We start from the raw sequence: 17,273 nt of genomic DNA on the forward strand, positions 1-17,273 counted from the left end.
CGCCAGTGAGTGTTGCCCGGTAGGGTTAAAACTTCACTTCCGACCGGGCACTACTTCAAATAGTTAAGCAAGGTTTCGTTCAAAACCGACGAAACGACCTTGTAGCTGCCTTCGAGCTGGGTCTGCGCGCTGGAAAGTTCGGTGGCCACGGTCGCCGGATCGACCTGTGTGATGGTCGTGACCTGCGATTGCAGGGTGGCGAGCGTCTGGTTATGCAGTGCATTCGCGTTGGCGACAAGCGTCTCGGCCGTGCCGTTGGTACCCTTCAGGCCCTGGATGCCAGTCAGGGCCGCCTGAACCTGGTCCGACGCGTTCTGCAGGAACTGCGCCTGGGTGGCACCGGTCGCGCCGACCGCGCCCAAGGCGTTCTGGAGCGCCGAGATCAGGTTCTGGAAGCTCGGATCGTTGGAGCTGATGCCGTAGGTGATCTGCTGGTTGGTCGAGATCGTCGCGTTCTGGGTCTGATAGGCCTGCGCACCCAGCTGGGCCTGGGCGGCCGTCTGGGTCGCCGGCGGGGTGACGTTGATGGTCGACGCCTGGTTGTCATAGGTCGGCACGCTGGTCGCCGTGACCGGGGTGAAGGTCGTGGGCGGTATGGCGGCCGGGTTCGGCACCGGGGCCGCCAACTGCTGTGCAGCGGCGGTCAGATCGCCGACGGGCTGCGTCGTATAGCGGGTTCCGCTGTAGAGAAAGCGGCCGCCGACCTGCATGTTGAGCGTGGCGGCCACGTCGACCTGCAGGCCCTTGACCAGCGCCTTCAGGTTCGCGATCGAGTTCGGATCGGTCACCGTGAATGCGTCGAGCGCGCCGACCAGCTTGGTGGCGTCGCTCGACACCTGGCCGAGCGTCGTGTCGTAGGCGCTGAGGAAGGTGTGGATCTGGGTATTGTTGGAAACGTAGCTCTGCTCGGTCGACTGCGCGCCCTGCAGGTTCAGGAGCTGGTTCGCCTGGGTGCCATAGCCCTGCAGATCCTCCGACTTCAGGCCGGTGTCGACCTGGTAGGTCAGTTTTGCGATCTGGTTCTGGGCGTTCTGAACCAGGTTGATGTTCTGCAGAAAGCTGCTGAGCGAGCTGATCGCACTCATGGGGTCATCTCCTCCAGGGTCACGCGCCGCCGACGGCGGTCAGCAGGGTCGATTCGAGCTCCTGCACCGTCGAGATGATCTTGGCTGCCGCGGAATAGGCGTTCTGCAGCGAGACCAGTTGGGCCAGCTGCTGGTCCGACGACACGCCGGTCACGTTACGGTAGGCCTGCTGCGCCGCACTGGTGTTGGCCGTGGCCGCGGTCTGGGCGCTGGTGGCCGCGGAGGCACGGCCGCTTTGATCGGAGGCGATCGCGTTCGCGACGCCGAGGTAGCTGGTCGGGCCGGTCGAAATCCCGCCGGCGCTGAGGCTGGTCGTGGTCGCAGCCATCTGCACGGCTACCGTGATCGCGGCCGATTGCTTCACAGTCGCCGTGCCGTTGACCAGCGCCGGATTGACCTCGAGGTTGAACCGGTCTGCCGCAGAGCCGGAGGTCGCCGACATGGTGAAGAACGAGGCGGCCAGCTCCCCGGTATTGACCGGCGTCGCGCTGTCATAGGCCGTCTGGAACGCGGTCGGCGCTGCGGGCGGGCTCGCATAGAACAGATCGGCAAGGCCGTTCAGCTGATTGCGGATCTGGTCGAGCGCGCCCACGCCCGGTGCCGTCGCGTTGGCGACGGGTGCTGCCCTCGCGATGTCGGTCGCCAGCGTGCCGGAGGTCAGCGCGGCGTTGAGCGAGGTTCCGGGCGCGCTGGTGTTGTAGAACGTGTTCGTCGTCGTGTCATAGCCGAACTGGTTGGTCGTGGCGCCGACCAGCAGGGTTCCGGACGGGGTCGACAGGTATTTCGTGCCGTTGGCGTTCGTCGTCACAGTCGTCGGCACCAGGGCCGTGATCCCGGCGATCAGGCTGGTCTGCTGCGCGACGAGCGCGGGCGTACTGCCGCCGGCGATCGCGGTATTCACCGCCGCCAATTGGGTGAGCTGGCCGTTGAGCGAACTCACGTCGGACACGGCCTGAGATCCGCTGTTCGCCAGGATCCCGATTTCCGCGCCGATCTGCCCGCTGGTCAGCGCGCCGTTCAACGAGCTCTTCGCGGGATCGCCTTTGTTGTAGAGCGTGTCGGTGGTCGCATCGTAGGCGAAGGCATCCGGCGACTGCTGGACCAATGCCACGCCGCTCGGCGTCGACAGATAGATGCTGCCGTCGCCGTTCATCTGCTGCTGAACCGGCACCATGCCCGCGACGGTGGTGATCAGCTGGTCGCGGCTATCCTCCAGCGCCGAAGTATCCTGGCCGTTGTTCCTGCCGCTGACGATCTGGGCGTTGAGCGTGGCGATCTGGCTGAGCGAGGTGTTGAGCGTGGTGACATCGCTGCCCAGCTGGGTCGTCACCTGGCCGGCGATCTTCTCGACGCCGTGGGCGACGGTCTGGATCGTGCTGACCAGGGCCTGGGCGCTGTTGACGACCTGCTGCTGGGTCGTCCTGTCCTCTGGCGTCGCCTGCAGCGCCTGCCAGGCATTCTGGAACGCCTGCAGGGCCGAGCTCAGGATCGGCGAGGTGGTCGAGGATCCGGTCAGCTGCTCCAGCTGGGTATAGAGCTGGCTGACGGTGGTCGTCGAGCCGGCATTGGTGATCTGGTTCAGGTAGTTGGTCTGCAGCGTGCCGTCGACCGCGCGCTGCACGTCGACGATCTGGGTGCCGCCGCCGTTCTGCGGCGACTTGTCGATGACGACGGTGCTGCGCTGCGAATAGTTCGGGTTCTGCGCATTGCCGATGTTCTGAGACACGACATTGATCTGCGACTGCGTGTTGAGCAGTGCACTCGTCGCGTTGCTGAGGATCGACATGAGCGACATGGGACGGGTTCCAAGATTGCCGGACGCGCATTGCGCGCCCGGCGTCGGCGGTCAGAAGGGTTATTGGATGACGTTGATGATCGTCTGCAGCAGCTGGTTGTCGGTCGTGATCACTTTGGAGTTCGCCGAATAGACGTTCTGCGCGGTGATCAGCTTGGTGAATTCGCTCGCGATATCGACGTTCGATTCCTCGAGCGTCGAGGGCGAGATCGATCCGGCGCCGTTCGCATTGGCCGCCGACAGCTGCGCGTCGCCGCTGCCTTGGGTCACGCTGAAGGCACTGCCGTCGAGCCGCTGCAACTGGTCCGGTGCGTTGAACTGGGCGATCGGGATCTGGAAATAAGTCAGATGCTGGCCGTTCGAATAGTTCAGCTGGACATTGCCGTTGTTGTCGATCGAGACGCTCTGGTACGAGCCGCGGGCGATGCCGTTGGGTGTGATCGACGAAACGTTCACCTGGGTATCGGCGAACTGGGTCACGCCGGTATCGGTGCCGTAGTTGCCGAAATTGAAGGTGATCGGCAGGTTTACCGGGTTCGTCGTGGTGCCGACGTTGTAGGGGATGGCGATCGTCGCCGGTGCGCCGTTGGTTCCGGAGGCCGATACTGCGTTGCCCGCATCCGGGTTGGCCGCCGCGGCGGTCATGTAGGCGAGGGTGCCTGCCGGCGGGATGGTGGCGCCACCGGCCGCGTCGCCCAATTGCGCGAGGGACGACGAACCGTCACCGAACACCAGCGTGTAGTTGTCGGCCGTTCCCGGATTGCCGCCGGCCAGCGTGATCGAAGCGTTCCAGGTATTGGGATTGGTTGCCGTGTGGTCGAACTGGATCGAAGCCTGGTGGGTGTTGCCCAGCGCGTCATAGACCTGGGTCGTGACCGGTGCCGGCGAGCTATAGCCGGCCGTTCCCTGGAGGGCATAGGACGAGGGCAGGTTGGCGGCGAGCGTGACGTTGGTGGTCGCCACCGGGTTGTCGAGCAGCTGCGTCACCTGGATGGGGGCTGCCGCCCCGTTGGCGTTGTTGACCACGTTCGTCTGCGGATTGACGTCGTAGCCTTCCAGGTAATAGCCGGCGCCGTTGACCAGGAAGCCGTCCTTGTTCACCGTGAAATCGCCGCGCCGGGTATAATAGTTCGACTGCGTGAACGCGGTTCCGGTCGCCGTGCCGGCGGCGGTCGAGGGCGGTGCCTTGACCTGGAAGAAGCCCTGGCCGGTGATGGCGAGCGAAGTCGCCGTCTGCGACTGCACCAGCGATCCGGCGATCGCGTTCTGATAGACCGGCTGCGCCAGGACGCCGCCGGGCTCGTTGAAATTCTGCGTCGATTCCGTCACCAGGTTCTCGAACCCGGTGTCGATCCGTTTAAAGCCGACGGTCTGCGCATTGGCGACGTTGTCGGAGATATTTCCGATTGCCGCTTGCTGCGCATTCAACCCGCTGACGGCTGTCGTCAAGCTGCTGAACAAACTCATGGGTGCCTCCGAGGCTGGCGAAATTCGTCACCAGCTCCATCGCAAGCGCCATTCCATCTCGCCTATCCGTTGTTTTCCAACGGCTTGACCTCGGTCCCGGCTGGAACCTTTCTGCCTTGCCCGGCAAATCCTGCCGGGTCGAACGGGACTCGACGCGGCGGTTCTTGCCGGCTCGCATCTGGCTCCGGATCGGGTACAATCGATCTCCCAACCGCCCGATGTCTTCTCCCGTACCATCCCTCGAGGACCCCGATGCCCCTTTCCATCCCGCTGCCGGCCGGCGCCAAGATCATCATCAATGGCGCCGTGATCGAGAACAGCGGCTCGGCCAACATCTCGCTGACCGTGCACAACAAGGCGAACATCCTGCGCGACAAGGATGTGCTGACCCAGCCCGAGGCCAATACGCCGGCCAAGGAGATCTATCACGCCATTCAGAACGCCTACCTGTTCGAAGCCAACCGCGGCGAATGGGAGACGATCGGCGACGCGCTGATGGACCGGTTCCTGACGGCATGGCCGGCTTCCACGGCGATCATCGCCCATCTGCGCGAGCTGATGTCCGAGGACAAGCTCTACAATGCGCTCCGCGCCTCGCGCCGCCTGATCGCGCTCGAGGCCGGCGAGCCGGTCGAGACGGTTGCCCATCCGGGCGAGGCCTATGCCGAGCCGAGGCCGCCGCGGGTCGATCGCCACAAGGAAATCGGCCGGATCAAGGGTAAGATCGCGGAATTGGAGCGGCGCATTTCCGCCATCGACGAAAATTGAGCCGTACGGCCAACAGGTCGCCATGATCCGTCCCGACCGCGATACCGTCCTGATCGGCGTCGAATCCAGCCCCAGCCTGACCGACGTGGCGGTCCTGGAACGCGGGCTGTTCGCCTTCGAGGAGGCGCGGCTCGGGCCGCCCGAGCATGCGCATTTCGCCGTTTTCGCGCGCGACCTCGAAGGACGGATCGAAGGTGGGGCCGACGGCCACGTCATGTGGCGCCGTCTGTTCATCAAGACCCTGTGGATCGCCGAGGCGCGGCGCAGACGGGGGCTCGGCCGGGAATTGATGCGATCGGTCGAGGACGAGGCACGGCTGCGCGGCTGCCGCAGCATCTGGCTGACGGCGCTCGGGGAACCGGCCGCCGGCTTCTATCGGCGGCTCGACTACGTCGAGATCGGCGTGCTGGCCGACTATGTCGGCGGCCAGTCGCTGTTCACCCTGCATAAGATCCTGGAAGCCGACCACGCCTGATCGCTGCCCGGCATGGGTCAGTTGAGCAGTTGCTTCATCTGATAGACCCCGTCGACCAGCGGGCCGAAGCGCGTCGACAGTTCCGGATGTCCGATCGGCTCCGCCGCCTCGTCGACCAGCAGGTTCTGTTCGGACACATAGGCGAGGTAGTGGCCATCCGTCCCATCCTCCGCCAGAAGATGGTACCAGGGCTGGTCCTTGCGCGGCTTGGTCGTGGCCACCCGCTCGTACCATTCCTCGCCGTTGCTGTAGATCGGGTCGATATCGACCACGACGCCGCGGAAGGCATGATGACGATGGCGCAGAATCTGGCCGATGGAGAATTTGGTGGTCGTGGGGACCATTTTCGGGCTGACGCAACTCTTGAAGACGAAGGAACGCTGTAGGAAGACCGAAATGGTCCTATCCGATCGATCGGTCAAGAGCCACGGTTCGAACCCGGCCACGCGTAGACGGGCCGGCGCTGCGGCCGGCCCGTTCGTCACGAGGGATCATTTTCGCGTCAGGCCCAATGACCTTCGACATAGAACCACTGACCGCCGCGCTCGTCCCAATGGGGCGGAATCCAGCGTTCGACATGGGCTGGCCGCTGGGCATATTCACCAGGATGCCAGACATATTCCCGGCCGTTCCAGCGCCAATGACCCGGCTGCCAGACCCAGGCGCCCGGCGCGCCGGCCGGCGGCGGCGGGACGTACTCGACCGCCTGCGGCGGCGGGGGCGGCGGCTTCGGGGCGACGATGACGGCGCCCTGGGCCGGGCGTTGCACGACCACCTCGCGCTCGACGCAGCCGGCGATCGGCAGGGCAAAGCCGGCAATCAGGGACATCAGCAGGAATTTGGAAAAGCGCAATTCTATCCTCGAAACGAAGCCGTCAGGGGAAAGGGTCGCGGGCAACCTTGGTCCGCGAACATCGGCATCAGGCAATACGTTCCCAGGCGATCGATACATCCCCGTCACCTGCAGTCGGACGCAGGGACTCGAGCGCATGAAAAGAGATGTCCGTTTCAATCGGGGATGGCGTAGAGTCTTGGGTCTGTGCCCGTGACGGTGCGAAGGATGGGATGAAGGATCGACGTTCGACCGCGCCGCTCAACGACCAAACGGAAATACCCGCACATCGCCGGACGCCCGGTGATGACTGCCCGCAGCCGGGCATGATCGGTCCCGTGCCGGCGGATCGGCACTATTCGATGGCGATCTGGGACGGAGATCGAAAGTCATTCCGCCTTCGCCAGGCCTGGCAATCGCTGTCGGCCCATCGCGAAGAACCGGGCGCGCTGTTCCGGAGCGCGAAATTCTTCGACTATCTGACCGAGGCCGAGCCGGAGGTTCGCCTGGACGTCCTGGTCGTCGAGGATGTCGGGGCAGGCGAGATCGTCGGTGTGGTGCCGACAAAGATCTCGCTGTTCGAATTGCCTTTCACCCTCGGAAACCGCATCTGGTGGCGATTGCGGCTCAAGCGCATCAACATTCTCGGCAGCGAGCCCCTGGTCCCCGAGACGCCGGAGGTCTACGACGGCCTGTTCCTGACCCTCTCGCAGCGCTATCCGGACGCCCAGGTCGTCTATATGGACGCCGTCCCGCTCGACAGCCGGCTCTGGCAGCACATTCGAACCTCGAGGACGGTGCGCAGGCTCTATCATATCCACGTCATGCACGGGTTCAGGCAATGCCACTCGGTTCTGGTCCCGAGCAGCATCGATGCCTATCGCAAAAAGCTCGGTCGAAAGCGGCGCTACAATTTCATGCGCCAGGAAAGATTGCTTCAGGAGCGGATCGTCTCCCCGCTCCGGCTGAAGACCATCGAGGCTCCCGATGAAGTGCCGCAGCTGTTCGAGGCGATGCGGCAGCTCAAGGTGTCTCAAAAGGATCATTCGAGCCTGAGCGATCGGGAATATGCCTGTCTATCCGCCCATGGATTTCTATTGTGTTTCGTTCTTGCGGCAGAAGACACAGTGATAGGTTTGGTAATAGGCACGAGATACGGAAAGACCTATAAAGTTCATCGCATATATTACAACGAATTTTTCGAGAAATTCTCGCCGGGCACGACATTGTGGCAGATCGTGTTTAGAAACATCATCGAGAAGGCGGAATTTTCGAAAGTCGACATGGGCTTCGGCACGCCGGCCTATCAGTATCGCGCGACCAATATGGTCGAGACGCGGGGACGGGTCCTGCTGTTCCGGCGAACATTCGCCAACCGCTGCCGAATTTTCGCGCACGCGACCTATAGCTCAGCGGTGGATTTCGTCAAACGGCGGGTTTTCGGCGATTTCCAGGAGGAGTGACGCGGCGGACCCGGCTCAGCCCCAGAGCGAGACGCTGGGCGGATACAGCACGCTGCCGTCGAAGCGCAGCCCGGGTTGGCGATCGCGGGCCAGCAGCAAGGGTGCGTCGAGATCGACCCAGTCCGCGTCCTGACCGAGGATCGCGGCCGGGGCCGTCGAGAGCGAGGTGCCGACCCGGCTGCTCACCTTGATGCGGAAACCGTCGTCGCGGGCCTGCTCCAGCAGGGCCAGCGCTTCGGTAAAGCCGCCGGTCCGGTTCAGATCGATATTGATCGCGTCATAACGGCGGACGAGATGCGGCAGGCTCGACCGATCCCGGCACGAGCGGTTGGCACAGATCGGGATCTCGTGCTTGAAACTGGCTAGACCCGCATCGTTCGAGGCCGGCAGCGGATCCTCGATCAGTTCCACGCCGGCATCCTTGAGTGTCGGCATGGCCTGGATCAGGCTGTCCAGCGTCCAGCCGGCATGGGCATCCACGATGAGCCGGGAGTGCGGGGCCGCGACCTTGACGGCGAGCAGCCGGTCGAATTCATGGATCGAGTCCAACTCCAGCTTCAGCAGCGGCCGATGGGCCTCCTGCGCAGCGAGCGCGCCCATGACCTCGGCGCTGCCATGGGGGATGGTGACGGCGGTGGTCAAACGGTGCGGCACATCAAGGCCAGCGATCTGCCAGACGGAGGAATTCGTCCGCTTCGCATCGAAATCCCACAGCGCCAGGTCGATCGCGTTCCGGACGACGCCGGCGGGCACGGTGCGCTGCAGGCTGCGCCGCATGATGACACCGGTCGAAATGCCGTCTGCCAACGCCTCGATCGCGGCGATGACTGCTTCGACCGTCTCGCCCAGCGCCGGATCGGGAACGCACTCGCCCCGGCCGCGCGTGCTGCCTTCGTGAATTTCGACCAGGACGATTTCGGCGATGCGGCGCACGCCGTCGGCCTGCCGTTCCAGGGGGAACTGCTCCGATCGGACCGAGACGCGCGGCCGGTCGGGGGGTATCAGGGCGCGGGGCAGCATGCAGGCGAGGTCCCACGGTTCATCATGCGATCCAGAATACTGCGGAATAGGGCGGCGGCGAAGTGCCGTGGACGGGGGCGCCCCCAGATCCTAGAGTGCCGCAGACTTTCCCGAGTGGGGCTGCTGATTCATGACTGCCATCTTCCGTTCAACATTCTGCCTGGCCCTCGGGTTCCTTTTGCTTCAAGGACCTGTGGCCCGCGCCGAAGATCCGCCGGCGAAGCCTGCGGAGGCGGACCGTCAGCCGGATCGCAAATCCAGCGCGGCCGCGCTGTTCGCCCTGTTGCCGTCCGACTCCACGACCCAGCACACGATCGGTGCCGGCGGGCGCAAGATCGCCTACGGCGCCACGGCCGGCACCCTGCCGGTGCGCGACGACAAGGGCGACGAGATCGCTCGGGTCTACTACACGGCCTATATCGCGAACGGCGCGAAGCCGGCGGAGCGGCCGATCACCTTCGCCTTCAACGGTGGACCGGGCGCCGGCTCCGCCTATCTGCAACTCGGCCTGGCCGGACCCTATCGCCTCGATTTCACCGGCGGCGACGGTGCCCAGGCCAAGCTGGTCGAGAACCCCGAGAGCTGGCTCGATTTCACCGATCTGGTGTTCATCGACCCGGTCGGCACCGGCTACAGCGTCGCCGCCAAGCCCGATGCGGCACCCAAGCAATTCTGGGGCGTCGGCCAGGACGCCGACTATCTGGCCAGGCTGATCGGCCTGTACCTGGTCCGCAACGATCGGACACCCTCGCCGAAATATCTGCTCGGCGAAAGCTATGGCGGGCTGCGGGCGGCGAAGGTCGCGCGCAATCTGCAGCGCGACCAGGGCGTCGTGCTTTCAGGCATCACCATGGTGTCGCCGCTGATCGAGGCGAACATGCTGTTCGGCAACCGCGGCAATCCGCTGGTCGCGGCGCTGCGCCTGCCGTCCTATGCCGCGGCCGAGATGTTTCGCAAGGATGCCTTCACGCCGGAAAAGCTCGCCCAGGCGGAACGGTTCGCGCTGCAGGAATACCTGCCGGCGATCGTCGGCAAGCCGCCGTCGGGAGAGGCGGGCGTCCGGTTCTACGGCAAGGTCGCCGACCTCATCGGTCTGCCGGAGCCGCTGGTGGCGCAATATCGCGGTGTCGTGCCGATCGATGCCATGGGCAAGCATTTCCGCGCCGCGGACAACGATATCGTCAGCCTGTACGACGCGACCCTGGCCGCACCCGACCCGTTTCCGGACAGCGAGCAGTGGCACCACGACGATCCGGTGCTCGACGGCTTCACCCGCGCCTATGCCAGCGGCTTCGCGGCCTATGCGCGCGACCAGTTGGGCTTCAAGACCGATCTCGAATACCGGCTGCTGGCCGAGGATGTCGGCCAGAAATGGGACTGGCACAGCGGTGGCCATGAACTGCCCGGCGGCATGGACGACCTGCGCGAGCTGCTGGCGCTCGACCCGTCGCTGAAGCTGCTCGTCGCCCATGGCTACACGGACATGCTGACCGCCTACGGCATCAATAAATACCTGCTCGATCGCCTGCCGGACATGGGCGATCCGGGCCGGGTGCAGCTCAAGCTCTATCGCGGCGGCCATATGTTGTACCTGGTGCCGGAGTCGCGCCGCGCGCTGAGCCTGGATGCGAAGGCGCTCTATCCCGCGCCGAAATAGACTTCAGATCAGCAGGCGCTCGACATCGACGGCGACCTCGATGACATGGTCGCCGCCGCCGAGGATGACGCCGCGCAGCGGACTGACGTCGCCATAGTCGCGACCTTGCGCCACCGCGACATGGCTCGTACCGGCGAGCCGGTCGTTGGTCGGGTCGATCTCCAGCCAGATCCCCGCGCCGGCATGGACCGCGACCCAGGCGTGGGAGGCATCGGCGCCGACCAGGCGCTTGCCGCCGGCCGGAGGATCGGTTTCCAGATAGCCGCTGACGTAGCGTGCGGGCACGCCATGGGCCCGGCAGCCGGCGATCATCAGGTGGGCGAAATCCTGGCAGACGCCGCGCTTCAGACGCAACACCTCGTCGGTCGGGGTCGAAATCGTCGTGGCATGGGGGTCGAACGCGAAGTCGCGATGGATCCGATGGGCCAGATCCAGGGTCGCTTCGACCAGCGGCCGGCCGGGCACGAAGGATGGGGCGGCGAAGCTCTTCACCAGCGGCGTCACGTCCGCGGCCGGCGAGGCGACGGCGAATTCGGCCGCCGCGAGCGCGACGGCATCGTGCGGGCTGCGGGCTTCGTCGGCGATCCGCTCCCAGGCGATGCGCCCGGCCGAAGGATCGAGTGTCGCTGGTCGCATCTCGACCTCGCTCATGGCCTCGACGATCAGCGACTGATGCGGTCCGGTGATCGAGAACACGGTGATGCCGTTGCCGAAATAGTCGCTCGATTCCTCGATGCTGGTCGGCAGCGGCTCGATCATCAGCTGATGCGCCCGGCAGGTCTGCTGGTGCCGATCGAGCGGCCGCAGATGGGCGGCGTGATGGGACAGCGTGACCGGCGCTTCGTAGCGATAGGTCGTGCGATGGCGGACGGAATAGAGCATCGCCGCTCAGGCCCGGGCCGGTTGCGACAAGGCACCGCGCGGCTCGGCCGCGGCATGCTCGAAATAGCTCTCGCTCAGCAGGTCCGAGGTCTCGGCCAGATCGGCCATCAGGCTCAGGCACAACTTGTCCAGTTTTGGCCGACCGTCGCTCTCGCCGGGGCCGCCGCGGGCGATCTTGACCATGTCGGCCCGGCGCAGTGCCGCGATCACGCTGGCGGTGGCATGGGCCTCCGCCGTGCCCGAGACGCCATGGCGCTCGCGCGGCAGCGCCGCCATGTGTTGGCTGATCGCGACCAGCTGAAAAGCGACGGAACGCGGGTTGGCCTCGTCGGCCAGCACCAGGTCGAGCACGCCCGCGGGCTTTAGCCCCATGAAATAGCGCGCGCGGTAGGTCATCGAGCTGTCGGCCACTTCCAGCATTGCCTCCAGCAGCGCCGGCTCGGTCGGGCCGACGGCGCGACCCAGTATGCGCACGAAAGCGAGCGTCTGGTACGCGCGCTCCAACCGTCGGCCGATTTCCAGGAAACGCCAGCCGAGCCCGCGCGTCATGTTCTCCATGACCAGGCCGTTGAACGCCGCGAGGCGCTGCAGCAACGGGTCGAGTTCGCCCAGTGCCGGCAGCGCGTTCAGCACGCGCCAGGTGTCCATGGACAGCCGATCGCGCACGGTGGTGGCGGCGCGATGCAGCGAGTCGATCGGGTGGCTGAGGCCGGCCATGATCGCCGCCGGCTGCGGCGGCCCCTCGGCCAGTACGAAACCGAGGCCGGCCAGGCATTCCCGCAAGGGGGCGACCGCCGGGCCGCCGGGATTGTTGAGGTCGGGCAGGCCGCGCTGGCGCGCGGCACGGACCAGGCGGATGGTGATCTCGGCCCGTTCGGCATAGCGGCCGAGCCAGAACAGATTGTCGGCGACCCGGCTCGGCAGGTCGGCGGCATGGCGCTTCAACTCGACCGTATCCGGCTGCGCCTGCCACAGACTGACATGCTCGCTCGGCCGGTCGCCGACGATCCAGACGTCCTTGCTGCCGCCGCCGGATTGCAGCGACACCATCAGCCGGCCGGCCTCCGGCGCGACGCGGCCCAGGCCGCCGGGCATGACCTTGTGGCCGCCGCCCTGGTCGGCGGTGACATAGGCGCGCAGAACCAGTTCGCGCGGCACCACCTTGCCGTCGACCCAGGCCGGAACCGTCGACAGCGGCAGATGCTTCTGCAGGGCCCAGCGATGGGGCGCCGCCTGGATGCGTGCCACGAGAGCTGCACGCCGTTCCGTATCCAGATGTTCGGGATAGACCGGCGAGGCATCCATGCCGACGAAGGCCGGCTTCACCATCTGCTCGCCCAACGCCCGATCGAGACCGTCCGTAGCGCCCGGCGCGCCCAGCCAGCGGGTTTCTGCCTGGGGCAGCAGCAGGTGCTCGCCCAGCAGCTTCCGGGCAAGCGCCGGCAGGTAGGGGATCAGTCCCGCGCCCTCGACCAGGCCGCTGCCCAGCGGGTTCAAGATCGCCACATGGCCGCGCCGGGCGGCCGCGACCAAGCCCGCGACGCCCAGGCTCGAATCGCTCTTCAGCCACAGCGGATCGCAGAAATCCTCGTCCAGCCGGCGCAGGATGCCGTCGACCGGCTGCAGGCCGCCCAGGGTCTTGAGGTAGACCCGGTCGTAGCGCACGGTCAGGTCTTCGCCGGCGACCAGTTGATAGCCCAGGTAGCGCGCCAGATAGGCATGCTCGAAATAGGTCTCGTTGTACGGGCCGGGCGTCAGCAGCACGATGCGCGGCTCGCTCGACGACCCGCGCGACCGGGCGGCCGCGGCTGCCGCGGCGCGGCCCAGCGTTTCCCTGAGCGCCCGGAAGAAGCCCGACACGCGCTCGACCGGTTGCGCCCGGAACGCGTCGGGCAGGCTGCGCGACAGCACCATGCGGTTTTCCAGCGCATAGCCGGCGCCGGACGGCGCCTGGGTGCGGTCGTCGAGCACGATCCAGGTACCGTCGGCCAGGCGTCCCAGGTCGAAGGCCGCCAGGTGCAACTGCACCCCATCCGGCGGCTGGATACCGTGGCAGGGCCTGAGGAAGCCTGGATTGGCAAAGACCAGGGCCGGCGGCAGGGTACCGTCCTTGAGGACGGTCTGCGGTCCATAGAGATCGGCCAGCAGCCGGTCGAGCAGGCGCGTACGTTGGGCGAGGCCCGCCTCGATCTGGCGCCACTCGGCGGCGGGCACGATAGCCGGCAGGGGATCGAGCGGCCAGGGACGGGCCAGTCCTTTGGGATCGCCATAGACGTTGTAGGTGACCCCGTTCTCGCGGATCATCCGTTCCGCGAGCTGCCAGCGCGACTCGACCATCGCCGCCGAGGCGAAGTCGGGTGCTTTCAGCAACGCCGCCCAGGCCGGCCGCACCGCCCCATCGGGGCCGCGCATCTCGTCGAAGGTGCCGGTCGGAACCTGGTATCCGGCCAGGAAACTCGCGCTCACGGCGTGATCGCCACTCCCGTCTGTCCCAATTTCGTCCGTCCCTTCGTCAGCCGCGCAGCCGCAGATCCAGGGTCAGGGGAAAGGTTGGGTTCACCGCAACCGGCGGAAGGATGATGGTACCCGGCGTATGGCCCATCGCGAAGAACCGATTGAGCCGCCGGCTCTCGGCTTCGTAGGCGTTGACCGGCAGGGTCGTGTAGTTGCGCCCGCCCGGATGGGCCACGTGATAGGTGCAGGCGCCGACCGACTGGTTGTGCCAGGTATCGACGATGTCGATGGTCAGGGGCCCATGCGGCGCGATGGTCGGGTGCAGCGAGCTGGGTGCGCTCCAGGCGCGGAAGCGCACGGCCGCGACGTATTCCCCGGTGGCGCCCGTGGGCGTCATCGGCAGGCGGCGGCCGTTGCAGGCGACGGCGTAGCGCTCGCCGCTCAGGCCCTGGACCTTGATCTCCAGGCGTTCGACCGTCGCATCGACATACCGCACGGTGCCGCCGGCGCCGGTTTCCTCGCCCAGCACGTGCCACGGCTCGAGCGCCTGGCGCACGTCGAGCGTCATGCCCACGGCCTGGATCTGGCCATAATGGGGAAACCGGAACTCGAGATGGGGCGCGAACCACTCGTAGGCCATCGGGTAGCCGGATCGGGTCAGATCCTCGACCACGTCCTTGACGTCCGTCGCAACGAAATGCGGCAGCAGCCACTTGTCCATCAGCGCCCCGCCCCAGCGCACCAGCGGCGCCTCGTAGGGCTGGTGCCAGAAGCGGGCGATGAAGGCGCGCAGCAGCAGTTGCTGGACCAGGCTCATCTGGGCATGCGGCGGCATTTCGAACGCGCGGAGTTCCAACAGGCCCAGCCGGCCGGTGGCGCTGTCGGGACTATAGAGCTTGTCGATGCAGAACTCGGCGCGATGGGTATTGCCCGTCAGGTCGACCAGCAGGTGGCGCAGCACCCGGTCGATCAGCCAGGGCGGGCAGTCGCCGCCGGTCGGAATCTGTTCGAACGCGAGGCTGAGTTCGTAGAGCGCGTCGTCACGCGCCTCGTCGACCCGGGGCGACTGGCTGGTCGGCCCGATGAACAGGCCGGAGAACAGTCGCGACAGGGACGGATGGTTGTTCCAATAGCCGATGAGGCTCTTCAGCAGGTCCGGTCGGCGCAGCAGCGGCGAGTCCGCGGGCGTGGCGCCCCCTAGCACGATGTGGTTGCCGCCGCCGGTGCCGACATGGCGGCCGTCGATCATGAATTTCTCGGTCGTCAGCCGTGACTGCCGTGCCTCCTCGTAGAGCACGGTCGTGTTCCGGACCAGCTCGCGCCAGGTGGCGGCGGGATGGATGTTGACCTCGATCACGCCCGGGTCGGGCGTCACGCTGAGGAAGCCCAGGCGCGGGTCGCGCGGCGGACCGTAGCCTTCGAGGAACACGGGAACGTTCAGTTCCCGGGCGGTCTCCTCGATCGCGGCGATCAGCGCCAGCGAATCCTCGACCCGCTCGACCGGCGGCATGAAGACATAGAGCCGGCCGTCGCGGACCTCGGTCACCAGTGCCGTGCGCACGATGCTGGGGGCGGACTGCCCCTGCTTGGGCGGTGCCACCGCCTGTTCCGACGGCACGGTGCGGGCCGCGGGAGCGGCGCGCGTGATGCGCGGCGGCAGCGGTGGCCGGCCCTCGAACGGGTCCGGCTCGATCAGGGGTTCGGCCTCGCCGGGCTTGACCCAGGGCAGGCTGTCGAGCGGCAGCCGCAATCCCACCGGGCTGTCGCCCGGCAGCAGGAACAGGTGGTTGTGGCGCAGGAACCAGGGGCCGGACGCCCATTGCTGCAACCCGCCGGACCGCTTGCGCCGCTCGAGCGGCAGGACATAGCCGGAGACCTTGTCCAGCCCCTGCTCGAACACGCGCGCGATGCGTTCGCGCTGCTGCTTGTCGGGCACCTTGTTGTCGATCGGGTCGACGTTGACCGGCAGGCGACGCTCCTGCGACAGGTAGGCCCAGGCGTCCTCGTGGGCCGGGATGACGAATTCCGGCGCCACGTCGAGCCTGTCGGCCAGGGTCTCAATGAAGCGCCGGGCGGTCTCGGTGTCGAATTTCGTCAAGACCGAATCATCGCCGATCAGCTTGTCGTCGTGCCACACCGGCACCCCGTCCTTGCGCCAGATGATGTTCAACGCCCAGCGCGGCAGCGGCTCGCCCGGGTACCATTTGCCCTGGCCGAAATGCAGGACCGCGCCCGGCGCGAATCGTTCCTTGAGGCGCCGGACGAGGTTGCCAGCCAGCTTGCGCTTGGCCGGCCCCAATGCCGCCACGGTCCATTCGGCCCCGTCCATGTCGTCGATCGACACGAAGGTCGGCTCGCCGCCCATGGTCAACCGGACGTCGCTCGTCTGCAGATCGGCGTCGATCGTGTCGCCGAGCGCGTCGATCGCCTGCCATTGCGTGTCGGTATAGGGCTTGGTGACGCGCGGCGTCTCCAGGATGCGGGTCACCGACATCTCGAAGCCGAATTCGACCTCCGCCTTCTCGACGGCGCCGGTGATCGGCGCGGCCGAGCTCGGATCGGGCGAGCAGGCGAGCGGGATATGGCCTTCGCCGGCCAGCAGGCCCGACGTCGGATCGAGCCCGATCCAGCCGGCGCCCGGCAGATAGACCTCGGTCCAGGCGTGCAGGTCGGTGAAATCCACCTCGGTGCCGGAGGGTCCGTCCAGCGCCTTCAGGTCCGGGGCCAGCTGGATCAGGTAGCCCGACGCGAAGCGCGCGGCGATGCCCAGATGACGGAACACCTGGACCAGCAGCCATGCCGAATCGCGGCAGGACCCCATGGCCTTGCCCAGCGTCTCGTCGCAGGTCTGGATGCCCGGCTCCATCCGAATGACGTAGCCGACCTTGCGCTGGATGATGCGGTTGATCTCGACCAGGAAATCCATGGTCGCGGTCGTGTCGCGCGGGATCTCGTCGAGCAGGTCGAGCAGCAGCGGGCCGGCGATGCCGGTCTCCAGATACGGGCGCAGCTCGCGCGCCAGATCCTGGTCATAGGCGAACGGGAAGGACTGGGCGCTCTCTTCCAGGAAGAAGTCGAACGGGTTGTAGACCGCCATCTCGGCGACCAGATCGACCTCGATCTCGAACAGCCGGGTCTTGTCGGGGAACACCAGGCGCGCCAGATGGTTGGACTGCGGATCCTGTTGCCAGTTGATGAAATGCTCGGCCGGCGTGACCTTCAGCGAATAGGCCAGGATCCGTGTGCGGCAATGGGGCGCCGGGCGCAGCCGGACGATCTGCGGTCCGAGCGCTACCGGCCGATCATAGCGGTAGGTGGTCTTGTGATTGAGGGCGACATGGATGGTCATCGGTCGTCCATTCATTCCAGGCGGCC

The 17,273-nt window shown here is 66.3% G+C and carries 13 protein-coding genes; 4 read left to right on the forward strand and 9 right to left on the reverse strand.

Annotation, left to right across the window (positions count from 1 at the left end; translation table 11 throughout):
• Positions 1-50: 50 nt before the first annotated feature.
• From VGV37_RS30105 to VGV37_RS30115, 3 genes are read right to left on the reverse strand one after another with little or no spacing between them, the layout of a single operon-like run.
• Entirely contained in the window at positions 51-1,085 is a 1,035-nt protein-coding gene (locus VGV37_RS30105) for a hypothetical protein (RefSeq protein WP_326883575.1), read from the reverse strand.
• Positions 1,086-1,104: 19 nt separating this feature from the next.
• The gene (locus VGV37_RS30110) at positions 1,105-2,880 is read right to left on the reverse strand and encodes a FlgK family flagellar hook-associated protein (protein WP_326883576.1); all 1,776 of its coding nucleotides are present in this window, start codon (positions 2,878-2,880) and stop codon (positions 1,105-1,107) included.
• 60 nt (positions 2,881-2,940) lie between these two features.
• Positions 2,941-4,347, reverse strand: coding sequence for a flagellar hook-basal body complex protein (locus tag VGV37_RS30115; RefSeq protein ID WP_326883577.1), 1,407 nt, complete (start codon positions 4,345-4,347; stop codon positions 2,941-2,943).
• A gap of 252 nt (positions 4,348-4,599) precedes the next feature.
• Here VGV37_RS30115 and VGV37_RS30120 point away from each other — a divergent pair, with 252 nt between their 5' ends.
• Complete coding sequence (locus VGV37_RS30120) at positions 4,600-5,115, forward strand: flagellar biosynthesis repressor FlbT (protein WP_326883578.1); 516 nt, start codon at positions 4,600-4,602, stop codon at positions 5,113-5,115.
• A gap of 22 nt (positions 5,116-5,137) precedes the next feature.
• Positions 5,138-5,590 (forward strand): GNAT family N-acetyltransferase, encoded by a 453-nt coding sequence (locus tag VGV37_RS30125; protein ID WP_326883579.1) that lies wholly within the window; start codon positions 5,138-5,140, stop codon positions 5,588-5,590.
• 17 nt (positions 5,591-5,607) lie between these two features.
• On the opposite strand, the gene hspQ is transcribed toward VGV37_RS30125, so the two are convergent.
• Together hspQ and VGV37_RS30135 are read right to left on the reverse strand one after the other, a co-directional pair.
• Entirely contained in the window at positions 5,608-5,934 is a 327-nt protein-coding gene (gene hspQ, locus VGV37_RS30130; RefSeq protein WP_326883580.1) for a heat shock protein HspQ, read from the reverse strand.
• 158 nt (positions 5,935-6,092) lie between these two features.
• Positions 6,093-6,443 carry a hypothetical protein gene (locus VGV37_RS30135; protein WP_326883581.1) on the reverse strand — a complete coding sequence of 117 codons (351 nt, stop codon included), beginning with the start codon at positions 6,441-6,443 and terminating at the stop codon, positions 6,093-6,095.
• Between the two features lie 146 nt (positions 6,444-6,589).
• Here VGV37_RS30135 and VGV37_RS30140 point away from each other — a divergent pair, with 146 nt between their 5' ends.
• The gene (locus VGV37_RS30140) at positions 6,590-7,885 is read left to right on the forward strand and encodes a GNAT family N-acetyltransferase (RefSeq protein WP_326883582.1); all 1,296 of its coding nucleotides are present in this window, start codon (positions 6,590-6,592) and stop codon (positions 7,883-7,885) included.
• A 15-nt stretch (positions 7,886-7,900) separates the two neighbouring features.
• On the opposite strand, the gene VGV37_RS30145 is transcribed toward VGV37_RS30140, so the two are convergent.
• On the reverse strand, positions 7,901-8,905 hold the full coding sequence (locus VGV37_RS30145; RefSeq protein ID WP_326883583.1) for an enolase C-terminal domain-like protein: 1,005 nt from the start codon (positions 8,903-8,905) through the stop codon (positions 7,901-7,903).
• Positions 8,906-9,098: 193 nt separating this feature from the next.
• Between VGV37_RS30145 and VGV37_RS30150 the strand changes: the two genes are divergently transcribed.
• Positions 9,099-10,562, forward strand: a complete 1,464-nt coding sequence (locus tag VGV37_RS30150) for a S10 family peptidase (RefSeq protein WP_326883584.1) — start codon at positions 9,099-9,101, stop codon at positions 10,560-10,562.
• Positions 10,563-10,565: 3 nt separating this feature from the next.
• Here the strand turns inward: VGV37_RS30150 and VGV37_RS30155 are convergent, their stop codons facing one another.
• Genes VGV37_RS30155 through VGV37_RS30165 form a run of 3 tightly spaced genes read right to left on the reverse strand, consistent with a single transcriptional unit; the run spans position 10,566 to position 17,247 of the window.
• A complete protein-coding gene (locus VGV37_RS30155) occupies positions 10,566-11,444 on the reverse strand; it encodes a transglutaminase family protein (RefSeq protein WP_326883585.1) in 879 nt (292 codons plus the stop codon).
• Between the two features lie 6 nt (positions 11,445-11,450).
• Positions 11,451-13,910, reverse strand: a complete 2,460-nt coding sequence (locus VGV37_RS30160; protein ID WP_326883586.1) for a circularly permuted type 2 ATP-grasp protein — start codon at positions 13,908-13,910, stop codon at positions 11,451-11,453.
• Positions 13,911-13,956: 46 nt separating this feature from the next.
• Positions 13,957-17,247 (reverse strand): transglutaminase family protein, encoded by a 3,291-nt coding sequence (locus VGV37_RS30165; protein ID WP_326883587.1) that lies wholly within the window; start codon positions 17,245-17,247, stop codon positions 13,957-13,959.
• Between the last annotated feature and the right edge of the window lie 26 nt (positions 17,248-17,273).

It is taken from the genome of Aliidongia sp. (genome assembly GCF_035943795.1).
Taxonomy (GTDB): domain Bacteria; phylum Pseudomonadota; class Alphaproteobacteria; order ATCC43930; family CGMCC-115725; genus Aliidongia.

Bases quoted from the DNA above. Each gene is read 5' to 3' on its own strand.
- VGV37_RS30110 (WP_326883576.1), bottom strand. From the start codon at position 2,880: ATGTCGCTCATGTCGATCCTCAGCAACGCGACGAGTGCACTGCTCAAC.
- VGV37_RS30115 (WP_326883577.1), bottom strand. From the start codon at position 4,347: ATGAGTTTGTTCAGCAGCTTGACGACAGCCGTCAGCGGGTTGAATGCG.
- VGV37_RS30125 (WP_326883579.1), top strand. From the start codon at position 5,138: ATGATCCGTCCCGACCGCGATACCGTCCTGATCGGCGTCGAATCCAGC.
- VGV37_RS30105 (WP_326883575.1), bottom strand. From the start codon at position 1,085: ATGAGTGCGATCAGCTCGCTCAGCAGCTTTCTGCAGAACATCAACCTG.
- VGV37_RS30140 (WP_326883582.1), top strand. From the start codon at position 6,590: ATGTCCGTTTCAATCGGGGATGGCGTAGAGTCTTGGGTCTGTGCCCGT.
- VGV37_RS30155 (WP_326883585.1), bottom strand. From the start codon at position 11,444: ATGCTCTATTCCGTCCGCCATCGCACGACCTATCGCTACGAAGCGCCG.
- VGV37_RS30145 (WP_326883583.1), bottom strand. From the start codon at position 8,905: ATGCTGCCCCGCGCCCTGATACCCCCCGACCGGCCGCGCGTCTCGGTC.
- VGV37_RS30165 (WP_326883587.1), bottom strand. From the start codon at position 17,247: ATGACCATCCATGTCGCCCTCAATCACAAGACCACCTACCGCTATGAT.
- VGV37_RS30120 (WP_326883578.1), top strand. From the start codon at position 4,600: ATGCCCCTTTCCATCCCGCTGCCGGCCGGCGCCAAGATCATCATCAAT.
- hspQ (WP_326883580.1), bottom strand. From the start codon at position 5,934: ATGGTCCCCACGACCACCAAATTCTCCATCGGCCAGATTCTGCGCCAT.